General features: G+C 70.0%; 13 protein-coding genes. 4 read left to right on the top strand and 9 right to left on the bottom strand.

What is annotated here, in order from left to right:
- Positions 1-50: 50 nt before the first annotated feature.
- Positions 51-1,019 (bottom strand): GlxA family transcriptional regulator, encoded by a 969-nt coding sequence (locus ACFYZA_RS05550; RefSeq protein WP_382599392.1) that lies wholly within the window; start codon positions 1,017-1,019, stop codon positions 51-53.
- Between the two features lie 99 nt (positions 1,020-1,118).
- On the opposite strand from ACFYZA_RS05550, the gene ACFYZA_RS05545 reads away from it, so the two are divergent.
- Positions 1,119-1,808 (top strand): DJ-1/PfpI family protein, encoded by a 690-nt coding sequence (locus ACFYZA_RS05545; RefSeq protein WP_388487461.1) that lies wholly within the window; start codon positions 1,119-1,121, stop codon positions 1,806-1,808.
- Between the two features lie 202 nt (positions 1,809-2,010).
- Here the strand turns inward: ACFYZA_RS05545 and ACFYZA_RS05540 are convergent, their stop codons facing one another.
- The 5 genes from ACFYZA_RS05540 to ACFYZA_RS05520 all read right to left on the bottom strand — a co-directional run bounded on the left by ACFYZA_RS05540 (position 2,011) and on the right by ACFYZA_RS05520 (position 8,796).
- Entirely contained in the window at positions 2,011-3,087 is a 1,077-nt protein-coding gene (locus tag ACFYZA_RS05540; protein WP_388487459.1) for a C40 family peptidase, read from the bottom strand.
- Between the two features lie 16 nt (positions 3,088-3,103).
- Positions 3,104-3,586 (bottom strand): poly-gamma-glutamate biosynthesis protein PgsC/CapC, encoded by a 483-nt coding sequence (locus ACFYZA_RS05535; RefSeq protein ID WP_382599398.1) that lies wholly within the window; start codon positions 3,584-3,586, stop codon positions 3,104-3,106.
- A 100-nt stretch (positions 3,587-3,686) separates the two neighbouring features.
- A complete protein-coding gene (pgsB, locus tag ACFYZA_RS05530; protein WP_388487457.1) occupies positions 3,687-5,156 on the bottom strand; it encodes a poly-gamma-glutamate synthase PgsB in 1,470 nt (489 codons plus the stop codon).
- Between the two features lie 7 nt (positions 5,157-5,163).
- Entirely contained in the window at positions 5,164-7,404 is a 2,241-nt protein-coding gene (locus ACFYZA_RS05525; RefSeq protein ID WP_388488003.1) for a HAMP domain-containing protein, read from the bottom strand.
- 186 nt (positions 7,405-7,590) lie between these two features.
- A complete protein-coding gene (locus ACFYZA_RS05520; RefSeq protein ID WP_388487454.1) occupies positions 7,591-8,796 on the bottom strand; it encodes a CapA family protein in 1,206 nt (401 codons plus the stop codon).
- 95 nt (positions 8,797-8,891) lie between these two features.
- On the opposite strand from ACFYZA_RS05520, the gene ACFYZA_RS05515 reads away from it, so the two are divergent.
- On the top strand, positions 8,892-9,821 hold the full coding sequence (locus ACFYZA_RS05515) for a hypothetical protein (protein ID WP_382599404.1): 930 nt from the start codon (positions 8,892-8,894) through the stop codon (positions 9,819-9,821).
- Positions 9,822-9,989: 168 nt separating this feature from the next.
- On the opposite strand, the gene ACFYZA_RS05510 is transcribed toward ACFYZA_RS05515, so the two are convergent.
- Positions 9,990-10,541: a TetR family transcriptional regulator gene (locus tag ACFYZA_RS05510; protein ID WP_388487451.1), complete on the bottom strand. Its 552-nt coding sequence runs from the start codon at positions 10,539-10,541 to the stop codon at positions 9,990-9,992.
- 54 nt (positions 10,542-10,595) lie between these two features.
- Here ACFYZA_RS05510 and ACFYZA_RS05505 point away from each other — a divergent pair, with 54 nt between their 5' ends.
- Positions 10,596-11,447, top strand: a complete 852-nt coding sequence (locus ACFYZA_RS05505) for a patatin-like phospholipase family protein (protein ID WP_388487449.1) — start codon at positions 10,596-10,598, stop codon at positions 11,445-11,447.
- Between the two features lie 152 nt (positions 11,448-11,599).
- Here the strand turns inward: ACFYZA_RS05505 and ACFYZA_RS05500 are convergent, their stop codons facing one another.
- A complete protein-coding gene (locus tag ACFYZA_RS05500; protein WP_388487447.1) occupies positions 11,600-12,475 on the bottom strand; it encodes a LysR family transcriptional regulator in 876 nt (291 codons plus the stop codon).
- A 70-nt stretch (positions 12,476-12,545) separates the two neighbouring features.
- Between ACFYZA_RS05500 and ACFYZA_RS05495 the strand changes: the two genes are divergently transcribed.
- Complete coding sequence (locus ACFYZA_RS05495; RefSeq protein ID WP_388487445.1) at positions 12,546-12,914, top strand: nuclear transport factor 2 family protein; 369 nt, start codon at positions 12,546-12,548, stop codon at positions 12,912-12,914.
- Between the two features lie 154 nt (positions 12,915-13,068).
- Here the strand turns inward: ACFYZA_RS05495 and ACFYZA_RS05490 are convergent, their stop codons facing one another.
- Positions 13,069-13,728, bottom strand: a complete 660-nt coding sequence (locus tag ACFYZA_RS05490; protein ID WP_388487444.1) for an MSMEG_1061 family FMN-dependent PPOX-type flavoprotein — start codon at positions 13,726-13,728, stop codon at positions 13,069-13,071.
- Positions 13,729-13,854: the final 126 nt, after the last annotated feature.

The raw sequence follows: 13,854 nt of genomic DNA, 5'->3' as shown, positions 1-13,854 counted from the left end.
GGTAGAACTCCACCCGGGTGGGCGCATACGTCTGTGAGCGGTGCCCGCAGTCAGGCAGCCGGGGTGCTCTGTGTTGCCCGGTAGCGCGATGGCGGTGTTCCGTAGCGGCTGACGAAAGCCTGGCGGAGCGTCTCAGCGGTCTTGAAGCCGCACTGGGCGGCCACGCTCGCCACGGGCAGCGAGGTGGACGTCAGAAGGTGAGCGGCGGCTTCGGTGCGCGCGTCGCGGACGTATCGGCCTGGTGTCTTGCCGAGGTGGTCGACGAACAAGCGCGTCAGGTGGCGTTCGCTCACCCCCGCCGCAACTGCCAGCGTGGTCGCGCTCAGGTCGTCGGCCAGGTGGCCGGCGATGTGCTTGACCGCTCGCCCGACGAGGCTGTTCGTGGGGTCCGGGGTGGCTGTGAACATGCTCATCTGCGCCTGGTTGCCGGGCCGTTGCAGATAGGTCACCAGGCCGCGGGCCACGGCACGCGCCAACTCCGCGCCGTGGTCCTCCTCGATGAAGGCCAGGGTGAGATCCAGGGCGCTGGTGACGCCGGCCGCCGTGGACACGCTTCCGTCGCGGATGTAGATCGGTGCGGGATCCACGGTCACGTCCGGGTAGGCGGATGCCAACCGCTCGGCGTACCACCAGTGAGTCGTGGCGCGTTTGCCGGTCAGTAGCCCGGCGGCGGCCAGGACGGTCGCCCCTGTGCAGACCGAGGCCACTCTGCGGCTCTCCCTGGCCAGGCGCCGGACGTGGCCGACGATCCGCGCATTGCCCGCCGCGGTCTCGTGGCCGACCCCTCCCGAGACGATCAGCGTGTCCAGTGGCCCCCGGAGCCGCTCAAGGGATCGCTGACCCTGCAGCGTCAGCCCCGAGTCGCAGGCGATCGCGCGGTTTCCCGGGGTGGCAACGGCGACCGCGTAGGCGGGGTGGGCTCCGTGCCGGTTGGCGAGGGCCAGGCTCGTCGTGACGCAGGCGATGTCCAGCAACTCGGCCCCGTCGTAACCGACGACGGCCATCAGTCGGTCCTCCATGGCCACGACCCTATGTCGGAATGACTTGTATCCCAAGAATTCCGACCTGGCCGCCCTCTGCTCTTGGCACTCCCCCGGCGCGGAGCCGAAGGTGACGGCATGACCAAGACGCTCGCCTTCGTGCTCTATCCCGGCATCACCCCGCTCGACATGGTGGGGCCCCTCCAAGTCCTTTCCGCGCTGGCCCAGATCGACCCGTCGTTCGAGGTCGTCGTCGTGGGCCAGGACCTCGCCCCCCTGGGCACCGACACTCCGCTGAAGCTGACGCCGAGCCACACGTTCGCCCAGGTCGCCGAGCCCTTCGCCTTGATCGTCCCCGGCGGGACCGAGCCGACTCTCGCAGCCCTGGCCGACGAACCTCTGCTGAGCTGGCTCCGCAAGGCCGCGCTGACGGCCGAGGTCGTCGGTTCGGTGTGCACCGGCTCACTGATCCTGGGTGCCGCCGGCCTGCTGGACGGCCGTCGGGCCACCTCTCACTGGGGCTTCCGCGACCTGCTGGCCAGGTTCGGCGCCACGCCCGTCGCCGAACGCTGGGTCCAGGACGGCCCCGTACTCACCGCCGCCGGAGTGTCGGCCGGGGTCGACATGGCGCTTCACCTGGTCGAACGCCTCGCGGGCGAGCGGATTGCCCGAACGGTCCAGCTCTTCATCGAGTACGACCCGCAGCCGCCCCTGGGCGGAATCGACTGGAGCGCCACCGACCTCGACTTCTTCAAGCCCCAGGCCCGGGCCATGGTGGAATCGGCGCTGCGGGACCATCCCGCGCTCCTGGCCCGCCTGACCACCTGACCACCACCGCGACGTCGGAGGCCCGGGCCCGATGACGTGACGCAGCACGGGGCAAGCCCACGAACGGCCCCATGGGCGCCGGTGTACCGGCGGCACGAGGCCGTTCGCCCTTCGGTCGACACCGACCAGGCATCCGGCCGATGCCGATGACCGCCTCGGCCTGCTTCCGACCGCGAGGAACTCGCAAAGCGGGGGCCGCTGTTCAGAGGCGCTTCGCGCTGCGCAGGGTCTTGGCGTAGTACCCGTTGCCGTCCAGGCGCGAGACCCCGCCGACATCGCCGATGGTCGGGCCGTTGATCTCCTCGCGGCTGGACACGAAGATCAAGTGCCCCTCGGTGTCGTGGCCGACGACCATGCCCACGTGGTCGAGTCGCTGGCCGGTGCGGGTGTCGAGCTTGAAGAACACGAGGTCGCCCGGCTGGAGCTGGTCGATGGCGGAGGGCCGGTCCTTCGGCGTGATGCCCTTGAGCGGCAGGACGTCCGTGCCCTCCTTGGAGCGGGCCATGCCGTTCGCCGTGCGCGGCAGGCCGTTGCCGGACTTGTCCGAGGACATCAGCGGGTAGCGGGACCGGAAGCCGAGCACCATGCGGATGAAGCCCGAGCAGTCCAGGGACCGGGCCCGTACGGCGTCCGGCTTGCCGACGACGCCGTCCCGGAAGGGGTAGGGCGCACCGAGGTAGTCGTAGAAGTCGGACTGTTCGAGGCGCGGGTCGCCGCCTTCGGCCCCCGTTGTGTTGAGAGGGCCGAAGTTGGCGTCGCCCGCGATCACTCGGCCGTCCTTCTCCTTGCGCTCCGGCGCGCCTGCCGCGTACTGGAACGCCATGGCGAAGATGTCGTCCTCGCGGCTGTCGGCGTACTGCTTGTGCCAGGCCTTGAACCATTCCTCGTTCTCGGCGCCCTTGACCCAGGGCTTGGGCATGAGCCGCACCCAGTCGGTCGTGGAGACCTTGGACGCGGTCGCGGCGGGCTCGGCGAAGGTGCGCTCGGGGCCCTTGAGCGTGGCGGTGCGCGCGCCGTCGGTCAGGACGGCCTTGATCTGGCCGTCGGGTCCTCGCAGGACACTGCGTGCGGGATGGTCCAGGCGGGCCCAGCGGTCTCCCGCCGTCTGCGTGCCGGCTGCCTGCTCGCGGTTCCCGTTCAGCACGCCCACGTTGCGCACCTGGGTGACACCCGGCTCGTCCTTCTTGCGCAGTTCGACGGTGAGGTATCCCGAGGCTCCGACGAGCCCGAGGATGGTGATGCCCGCGAGCACGGGGCGGGTCTTCTTCTTCCCAGCCATGGTTCTTCCTCGATTCTCAGGCACCGGGCATGATGCCGAGCAGCAGCCCGGCGGCGACGACGATGTAGGCGAGCAGGGAGACCGTGGCCGTGGCCAGCAGGGTCGGCCCCCTGGGCTGGCGCACCAGCTGGTAGGCGATGAGACCGGGCACGATGAAGCCCAGGGTCTGGTTGCCGTACATGAGCGGGAATTCGATCGACAGGACGATGATCACGGTGGCCTGGAGCAGTACGCCCAGGAGCACCACCGCGGCGAACAGCCGCTTGCCGTAGAGGATGACCAGCCGTTGCATGAGTTTGGTGCCGGCATACGTCAGAGCGGTCACGCCGACGACCATGGCGGCGCGCTGGAGGTCCTCGATGAGGGTCAGTGCCAGCCAGCCCGGCGTGATCATTCCGCCGGGAGAGAGGTTGGTGGTGAGGTAGCACATCAGGGAGAACAGCAGGCCGATGGCGATGCCTAGTGCGGCCATCTCGGGGGTCAGGGCTGCGGTGGTCAACGGGGGCTCCGGGCAGAAAAACGAGGGGTGAGACGGGGCGTTCGCGGCGTGCGGGCGCGGCGGGTCACGGCTGGTGGGGCCGGCGTGGAGGCGCGGCGGATCACGGCTGGTGGGGCCGGCGTGCGTGCGGGTCGGCCGGAGGGGCGGAGCCGAACCGGCCAGGCCATTGGGTGTCGGCGGGCTCGGGCTCCCCCGGGCCGGGCCCGTACGCCGCCGTCGGATTCCCGCCTCCGTGGCCGAAGCCGGGATGCGGCATGGTCGGGAACTCCATGGTCTGGGCCGCCTGATGGCGCTCCTCGTGGGCCACGGGGTAGGCGGCGTACGGGTCAGGACGAGCCTGCTGGGTGACCGCCTGGGGCGGAGTGTGCGGTCCGGTCGTGGCGGTGGCGTCGTCCGCCGGGAGCTCCGCGAGGAACTCGAGGAGTTCCTCGCCCTGCCCGTGGATGTTGCCGATGGCGACGAGGGACGACCCGTCGGGCATCGCGTCCAGCACCACCGGCATGAACTCCTGGGCGGCGCGCTTCTCGCCGCCCAGGTCCACGGCCCTGTTCCGCCACTCGGCGGGTATGGCGTCGATGGCGCTCTTGGCGGGGTGTCCGATGACGAACACGTGCTCCGGCTTCAGATCGGGGATGATCTCACCCATCTGGCCGTTGCGCTCGACGCGGTCGGGGCGACAGTTGATGACGACGTTCAGCGGGCGGTTGACAGCTCCCAGGTCGAGCAACTGGTTGACGTTCATCAAGGTGGACTCGGGGTCGTTGGCGGCGAAGACGTTGGCGAACGCGAGGCGGTTGCCCGTGGGCGTCACATAGCGCTCCACGGAGAGCACACCGGGGTCCGGCGGCGCGTCGTACATGCCCTGCAGGGCGACGGCCCGTTCCACGCCCAGGAGTTCGGCCACCGTCAGCGCGATCGCGACGTTCTCCTTGAAGGTGAACCAGCTGAAGCCGCGCAGCTCGGCGTCGGAGACGGAGTCGGGGTCGGCGTAGATGAGCCGGCAGTTCCGTGCGTCGGCCTCTTCCTGGAGGATCGCGAAGCGGTCCTTCTCCGCGGTGACGCAGATGCCGTCCTCCGGCATCGAGCGGCACAGCGAGCGGGCCACGTCGTCGAGGGTGGGGCCCATCTCGGCGAGGTGGTCCTCGCGGACGTTGCACAGGATGCCGATGGTCGAGCGGATCAGCTTGCTCTGGTTGACCTCCTGGAGGGCAGGCATGACGGCCATGCACTCGATGACGAGTGCGTGCGGCCGGTAGGAGGCGGCCCGCCTTACGATCCCGATCTGCTCCACCACGTTGGCGATGCCGAACTTGCGGTAGACCGGCTCCTCGGTCGCGTCGGGGTGGATGAAGCGCGCGGCCGTTCCCGTCGTCTTGGCCACCGTGACAAGACCACCGCCGCGCAGGGCACCGGCGCACAGACGGGTGATGGAGGACTTGCCGCGGATGCCGTTCACGAGGACCCGGGCCGGGATGGCGTGAAGGGCGGCGTAGTGCCTGCGCTGTTCGACGATGCCGGCGATCAGCAGACCCGCCCCGCTGAACAGGAGGACGAAGTAGAGGTAGAGCACGGCCTTGTCACTTTCCGCCGACGCGGGGGTCCGCGGTCCGGTGCGTTTGGTTCTGTCGGTGGGCCAGCGCCTGCTGACGCAGGAGTTCGAGGCTGCGGACCACGGCGCCCACCTCGTCCTGGTAGCGGGGGTACAGCACGGTCTTCAGGTCCCCGTCCGCGAGCTTCTCGGCGCTCGTGGCCAGGGCGCGCAGCGGCCGGACGACCACGAGGTGGATCCATCCGAGGCAGACGATGACGGCCGCGAGTCCGAGCAGTCCGGCGAGGACGCTGCGGTCCTCGCGCTCGTACGGGGCGATCTGGAGGTGCCCCGCGTCCTGTCGGCTGACGAGGGTCCAGCCGATGTCGGCGGTGACACCTCCGCCGGAGAAGGGGGCGGCCGCGGCCACGGTGACCTTGCCTCCGCCACGGATGAGAAGACCGTTCTCGACCGGGCCCGCTCCGACCCGGACGTTGGCCGCCCGGACCAGGTTGTCGAGCGCCTCGCCCGGCAGTTTCTCGAAGGCGGTGAACCCACCGCTGGAGGCGATGGTCAGGCCGTCGGCGTCCACCACCCGGACCTCGCCGAGACCGGGCCGCACGAGCAGCGAGTTGAGGAACTGGACCCGGATCTCCCCGACCAGGGTGCCGCCCTTCCCCTCGGCGACCGGCGCGGAGGCCTGGAGGACGGGCAGTTTGCCGCCCTTGCCGGTGACCTGGACCTCCGGCTGGTCCTCGCCGCTGCTCCAGGCGTGCGGCTCTCCTCCCGCTCGGGCGGAGACGGCGCCGGAGGGGTCGACGACGTAGAGGGACTGATAGCGGCTGTGTTTGGCCAGGGCGTCCTTGAGCAGGCCGTCCGTTCCGCGTCCGCCACCCTCGGCGATGAGGTGGGTGACGGAGACGAGGTCGGCCTGGGCTTCGTTGAGGGCCCTGCGCAGTCGGTCGGCCATCATGTCCGTGCGTTCGCGCTGGTCGTTGACGATGGTGGTGGGCACGCTGACGGTCGCGTCGGTGCGGTTCAGGAGCAGCCCGACCGGAACGCACCAGAGGAGGAGCAGCGCTCCGGTGATGACGAGCGGACCGCGTGTGCCCGTCCGGAGCCCGCGCCGCTGGGCGGGGAGGTCCGCGGCCGAGTCGTCTCCGGTCAGCCGGCGGCGCAGACGTTCCAGGGCGATGCCGATGCGGGCTGCCTCGCCGCGTCGGGGCACCGAGACCGGCCGGTGCAGATCGCCGCGCGCCAGCCTGCGGGACTCCAGGAACAAGTGGAGCAGGGGGCGTTGCACGTTCCGCCACAGCACGGTGACCGCGAGAAGCCCGAGGAGCACCAGGGCTCCGGCCGCGGCCAGGCCGAGCAGCGCGCGGTCGGACTGGCCCGCCTCCTGCCGGATCACGGGCAGCAGGGACACGACGCTGAGGCCGAGGCCGGCCGCCACACTCTGTTTGTCGTCGGGGTCGGAGGAGGCGAGCGAGGCGTAACCGGCAGTGGCCACACGTCCGTTGTGCTCGCCGCCGATCAGCGTGCCGCTGACACCGGGGTAGCCCCGGGAGCCGGGCGCCTTGGCGCGGACGGGGTGTTGCTCGGTCCGCGTCGCGGCCTGGTCGGCCAGCCGGGTCATCTGCTGGTGGCGGAACGCCAGTTCCGCGCGCTCCTGGTCGGAGTTGAGCGACTCGGCCCGCTCGAAGCCCGCCGTGGCGAGCACTTCGCCGTCCTCGGCCACGACGGACATGCTGCGGAAGGGGCCGAGGTTGATGTCCGGCACGTTCAAACTGCTGGCTGCGACCAGGAGTTGCTGCGGTTGTCCGGGCTCTTCCAGGACCACCATGGTCATCAGGCGGACGTCGCCGGTCTCCAGCCGTACGATGCGCGGCTTGAGGGCTTTTCCGCCGGTCAGCGTGTCCTCGTCCAGCCAGGCGAGGGGGATGGTCTCGCCCCGGGCCGCGAGCACCTCGCCGCTCTCCAGGTCGAGGACGGTGGTGCCGGTCCACTTCTGGTAGGCGCGGCTCAGGTCGGACAGGACGCGTTCGGGCTTGACGGGGCTCCCGGCGTTGACCGCGGTCGCGGTGCGCTCCAGGTCGGCGAGGCGTTCGTCGATCGACGAGCGGAGCGCGATCGCACCGTCCTCCGCGAAGTATCGCTGCGAGGAGAGCACGGCCTTGGGTACGACGGTGTCGCCGGTGGGCCCGAGCACCTTCGCGGTCAGCCCGGACAGGGCGAGGATGAGTACGCACAGAACCGCGATCGGCGGCCGGATGCCGCCGAGCAGCGGCATGTCCGCGCGCCGTCGGCTTCGTCGCCGCCCTCCTCGCACGGAGTACGGCGCGTTCTTCGATTTCACGTCTGTTCTTTCCTGATTCCTGCGGCTCGGGCTCCCGTGGCACGGCACACGGAAGAGCGTCGGCGGGCCAGTGGCGCGCCGCCGCCGGGGGTAGTCGGGTGTCTAGGGGCCGGGGTCGGCTCAGTCCTTGAGGGCCAGCTCGGCCAGACCGTCGCGGGCCGGGGCGCCCCGGTTGAAGAGGAATCCCTCGGTTCGGGTCGCGGCGAGGTGGTAGCGGGCGCGGCGGTCCGCCGGGAGCTCGTCCGGGTGGTCGAGGGCCCCGCGGACATCGACCAGCCGGACGTCCTTCACGGCGTCGCGGGGCAGTTCCTCTTCGGAGTCCTCGGGCTCGGGCGGGATGTCGACCAGGGTCGTGCGGTACCGGGCGGCGACGTCCCAGCCCTTCTTGGTCTCCCGGAACTCGAACCAGCCGATCGCCCCCTCCTCCGTCAGTCCGGAGGGCGATGAGTGGCGGGCGAGCTGGTTGCCGAGGCTGTAAGCGACCCAGGTGCCGTTCACCTTCTCGATCGGCTGCACCACGTGCGCGTTGTGACCGATCACCAGGTTCACGCCGGTCTCCTTCGTGAGGCGCTGGGCGAGTTCGAGCTGGGGGACGCTGGGCTCGTTGTAGTGCTCGAGGCCCCAGTGGACGGAGAGGATCACCACTTCCGCCCCCGCCTCACGGGCGCGGGCCTCGGCCTTCTTGATCTCCTCGATGCCGAGCCGGTTGAAGGCCCATTTCTCCTTCTCGGGCGCCGGGTTGCGGAACGACTCCCCGGAATAGGCGAGATGAGCGACCTTGACCCCGTTGACGTCACGGATGTCGGGCTTCTCCGACTCGGCGGGCGTACGCGACGAACCGGCGTGGCCGAGCCCCGCCCTGTCCATGGCGTCCAGGGTGCGGCCGACGGCCTTCAGGCCGTGGTCGAAGGTGTGGTTCGAGGCGGTGGAGCAGGTGTCGTACCCCACATCCTTGAGGGAGGTGAGGACCTGAGGAGGCGCCAGGAATTTGGGAGAGCCCTCGAAGGGCCCGTTGGGGCCGCCCACAGGGGTCTCCATGTGACAGATGGCCAGGTCGGCCTTGCTGACCACGGGTCGGATACCCGCCAGCTGCGGCCCGAAGTCGAGCCCCGCGGTCCCCTTGCCGGTCCTCTTCGCGTCCTTGGCCGCCTGGTCCACCAGGTCGGGATGAATGAGAACATCTCCGGCAGCGGCCACCGTGAACGAGCGTCCGCCGGGCTTGACCTGCGACTCCGACGGGTTCGCGGCGCAGGCCGTACCGAGCACGGCGAGTGCGGCGAAGACAGCCAGGGCACGACTTGTAGGGAGAGATTCACGGAATGTCACCAACTGATCTTCGCATGGCGAAACCGGCCGAGCGTCCCCGTAGGATTACGAGGGCATTACTTTTCCTTTGCTTCCTTTGCCTGACCGGATCCATTGTGACTCTTGTCGCATGCGGGCCCGAGAAGCGTGAAGACAATGAAAAGGGAGGCTCGGCGTCGCGTGAACTCGTCGACCTCGACAGCCGGATCGTCGACTACGCCCGGAAGGCCGCCGAGCGCAAGCCGTACACACCCCCATCCGCCGACGAGAGGGAGCACATCGCACAAGGGGTCGGGCATTTGCTGGACGGCGATGTGGCCCTCGCGGAAGAACTCTTCGACAGCGCCGGATTCCGCCTCTCCCGCCTCACGGACGCCGCCTCAGGTCGGCGTTACGACGAGGTCGCCGCACGGACGCCAGGACCCCGCGAACGCTGGGGCCGGCTGTACGTGAACGCCGACGCCGACGTCCGCTGGAGCGTTCAGGTGCCCCACCCGGTGTCCGACAGCGGCACCGAACGCCTGGGGGCGCGGCTCCTGGAGGAGACGCCCCGGGGCGCGCTCGTTCTCGCGGGCGCCCACCGCACGGCGGGCCAGGGCGACGCGGCCGACGTGGCACACCGCACGGACAGCGTGTTCCACGCCGTGATCACCGAGATGAACAAACGCGATATTCCCGGCTTGCAGTTGCACGGCTTCGCGGCGGGAGAAGAGCGCCCCTACGACGCCATCCTGTCCACCGGCGCCGCCCGGAGTGCGTCCAGGAGCGCCACGAGACTCGCGAGGCACATGAAGGACCAGGACCTCCGGGTCTGTCAGAGCTGGTCCGACCAGTGCCCGCTGGAGGGCACCACCAACGTCCAGGGCGAGGACGCGAAAAGGCGCTCCGGGACCTTTGTCCACGCCGAACTCTCCCCGTCCGCACGCAACGAGGGAAAGGCGACACAAGCCCGTACGGCTCTGCGGGAACTGCTGATGGAATGGAGTGAGACCGAACCGAACTCTCCGCATTCTTCACGCCTTGCCGTGCGCCGGGACGCCCCCTGACCGGGCTGCGGACGGCACACCGGTCAAGGCCGGCGGGAGAACGGGAACCAAGGACTCAACCCGGACGACACCTGCTTCCCTAAGAGGCGTCCCGAAGTAGCGCGCCGGGAAGCCGAAGCCAGGTCGAAGCCAACCGGTGTGTCCCGCCGGGCCTGTTGGCGTTGGGCATCAGGGCCGTGCACCCATGATGGCGAGTGCCTCGTCGCACAGGCTGGCGGCGTTGGCGGCTTCTCCTTCGAAGGCGCGTTTCCACAGGATGTAGGACAGACCGCTTTCGGCCCGGCGGCGAGTGTGGGGTGCGGGTGCGGTCACGCGTTCCAGGCGGGCGGTCAGTGTGTCGATCATGGGGGTGAGTTTCGCCTGTCGTGTCACGCGTGCCAGTGCGGAGTCGGGCTCATTCACGCATGCGGCGATCAGTCTGCCGAGTCCTTGGGGCAGTGCAGTGATGATGCGTTCGACGGATGCGGTCAGGTCCGCCAGTGGGTCGGCGGTGTCGGGTGCGGCGTGCAGTGACCGGTCGGCTCGCAAGGCGTCCACGACCATCTCCTCCTTGCCTGGCCAGCGGCGGTAGAGCGCACCGAGGCCGACTCCGGCGGCCGCGGCGATGTCCTTCATCCGCAGGCCCTCGTAGCCATGGGCCTGTAGCAGGATCAGGGTCTGTTCCAGGGCCAGGGGGGCGATGTCGGGGTGGCGCCTGCGGCCGCGCTGAGCGTTCTCCATCCTCTTACGGTAACGTCGATTATCGGAAATGATGATTCTCGGAAAGGTGTCGTCATGGCTCCCACTGCCCCCACTCGCGCACTCGTCCTCGGCGGCGGAGGCGTCACCGGCATGGGCTGGGAAATCGGCGTCCTGGCCGGGCTCCTCGACGAAGGCGTGGACCTGCGCGACGCGGACACCGTGATCGGCACATCGGCCGGTTCCTTCATCGGCACCAACTACACCTCCGGCACCGACTGGGAGACCCTCTTCGCCGACCAGGACCACGCCGGCGAGAACGAACCCGTCATGCACACCGACCCGGCCGTCTACGAAGGCTGGACCCAGGCATTCATCACCGGCGCCGGCGACCCCGAAGCGGTGGGCGCCGGATTCGGCCGGGTCGCCCGCACCTTCGGCGCGGGCGTCGACACCGAGACACGCCGCGCGGTCGTCCGCTCCCGCCTGCGCAGCACCCACTGGCCCGCCGCCATGCGGGTCGCCGTCACCGACGCCGACACCGGCCAGCTGCGCCTGCTGGGCCCCGACGCGGGCATCGACATCGAGACCGCCACCGCCGCCAGCGGCGCCGTGCCCGGCATCTGGCCCAGCGTCCACTTCGACGGCCGCGAATGGATCGACGCCGGCATGGTCTCCGCCGCCAACGCCACGCTGGCCGCAGGACACGACCGCATCGTCGTCCTCGCCCCTATGCCCGAGGGCCACGCCGGTATCCCCAGCGCCCAGGACGACGTCGCGCGCCTCAACGGCACCGGTGCCCACGCCTTCCTCGCCGCCCCCGATGCCGCCGCCCGCGAAGCCATCGGCCCCAACCCCTACGACCCCACCCGCGCCCGCGCGGCAGCCGACGCAGGCCGCCGCCAAGGCCGCACCCTCGCCCCCGACATCAAGCACATGTGGAGCTGAAGCACGGCGGCGAAGCGGGCGCTGGTGGATCACTCCCGGAGCGATCCACCACCCCATGACGATCATGATGGGGACTGGTGTGATTACGGCGTCGGAGCCGTTCTGGATGGAACCGTTCAGTGGTCTGAGCCCACGCGTGTTCGCCACGGCCCCTAGCCGGTTCGCAGCGCGGCCAGGAGTCTGGATCGCAGGAGCTGTACGGCTGGGAAATGCTGGCCCCGGCGGGTGATGAGGCCGAGCCGGGCGTGTGTGGCGGCGTCGGTGAGCGGCACGGTTCGCAGGCCGGTGCCCTGTGCGGAGGACGAGCTGAGGACGGCGATGCCGAGACCGCGCTCGGCGAGGCGGAGCAGGGTGGCCGGGGAACTGGCGCCGATGTCCACGCGTGGGTCGAGGCCGATCCTGTGGCAGGAGTCCTCGTAGGCGGCGCGGATGCCGGTACCCGGGGAGAGGCAGAGGATCTTCTCGCCCCGGAGGTCGGCGAGGCGCAGTCCCGTCCGGTCGAGAGGGTGCCCGGCCGGAAGGAGGGCGGTGACCGGCTCGTCGAGGACGACGCTCACCTCCAGGCCCGGGGCGGTGTCGCCCGCGTAAGCGATCAGGGCCACGTCGAGAGAGCTGGAGAGCACCTGGGCCTGGAGGTCGTCGGAGTCACCCTCGTGCAGGCTGAGCTCGATGCCCGGGTGGGTGCGGCCGAGGTCGGCGACGGTGTCGAGGAAGGCCGGGATCGAGCAGCCCATGATCATGCCGAGCCGGACCCGGCCACGGACGGCGTGGGCGAACTCCGCGGCGGTGTGCTGGATGGCCTCAAGGGCGGCGAGGGCGTTCTTCGCAAGCGGGAGAACGGCCTCGCCGGCCGGGGTGAGGCGGATTTGACGGCCGGAGCGGTCAAGTAGCCGCTGGCCCAACTCCGCCTCCAGCTTGGCCACTTGCGTGCTGATACCGGACTGGCTGACGTGCAGGCGATGAGCGGCGGCCGTGAAGGTGCCCTCGTCCACGATGGCGGCGAAGTAGCGGAGCTGATGTATCTCCATAACCAATGATGATAGGTGCCATCCCATCCATGTGTTGGACGGATGGACGAGGCGGCTGGAGGATGGAGGCATGACGACGACCAAGACTCCGCGAGAGCTTGCCGAGACCTACTTCACCGCCTGGGAGGCGGGCGACTTCGAGACCCTGCGGGGGGTGCTGGCCGAGGATGTCGACTTCGTCGGGACGCTGGGCAAGGCGTCGGGGGTGGAGGAGGCGCTCGCCGGCCTGAAGGGGCTCGGTCAGGTCCTCGAGAAGATCGACGTGAAGGTGCGGGTGGCGGAAGGCGATGAGGCGATCACCTGGTTCGACCTGCACACCAGCGTTGCACCGCCCACCCCGACGGCGAACTGGATGCACGTGCGGGACGGGAAGGTCGCCCGGATCCGGGTGACCTTCGACCCCCGCGACCTGCTGGCGGGATTCGAGAAGCAGAACTGAACGGGGCGGCGCCTGGGCCGCGTTGATCTGGACTCGGTACGTGACCGAGCGGGCGGCCCGGCCTGCCTGACGCAGTGTCAGGCCGCCCGCACCGGCGGGCATCCCGCCGGGTCGTCGGGCCCGAAGCGGCCGGGGCCAATTCGGCCCTCGCCCCCTACTCGTACCTGTACTTCAGCGACTCCGCCTCCGCCTGCTCGATGTCGGCGATCGTCAGCTCCGGCATGCGCAGTTGGGCGAGCGTCACCTCGGCCGACGCAGGCTGGGCGTCCGTCGACAGCCACTGCTCGGGCTTCCAGGCCGCGCTGCGCAGCAGCGACTTGGGGCAGTGCGGGTAGACCTCCTCGATCCCCAGGACCAGCGCACTGGCCGGCGGCTTGCCCACGGCGGTGAGCTGCGACAGCAGCTCCGGGCGGGTGGAGACGCAGGCCCGGCCGTTCACCCGGAGCGTCGTGGTGCGGCCCGGGATGATGAACAGAAGCCCGGCCCGTCCGGTGGCGATGACGTTCCGCAGGGTGTCCAGACGCTTGTTGCCGGTCGCGTCCGGTATCGCCACCGTCCGCGCGTCCAGGACGGCCACGAACCCGGCGGGGCCGCCGCGCGGGGAGACGTCACAGTTGCCCTCGGCGTCCGCGCTGGCGACGAGGACCAGCGAGGAGCATCCGATCAACCGCCTTGTCTGCTCGGTGAGTTCGTCCATCTGCTTCCGCACGGCCGCGTCGCCAGGGTGTTCGTAGACCCGGCGCAGCGTCTCCTCGTCGGGCACGGCGTCGTGGCGGAGCGAGTCGAAGGCACTGCTGGCAAGAGGTGTCGTCATGACTCCGACCCTAAGGGGCCCGACCCACGAGTGATCTTGGCGGGTGAGTGCCAGTGCGCGGTGGGACGGCAAGCCGAGTCAAGGTGCCTCAGCTGGTCCTTTGGCCCTTACTCAGGAGTACGCTGG

This window comes from Streptomyces sp. NPDC001828, from assembly GCF_042892175.1.
Taxonomy (GTDB): domain Bacteria; phylum Actinomycetota; class Actinomycetes; order Streptomycetales; family Streptomycetaceae; genus Streptomyces.
The sequence above is the reverse complement of the archived record's forward strand: the minus strand, read 5'-3'. Positions and strand labels throughout refer to the sequence as shown.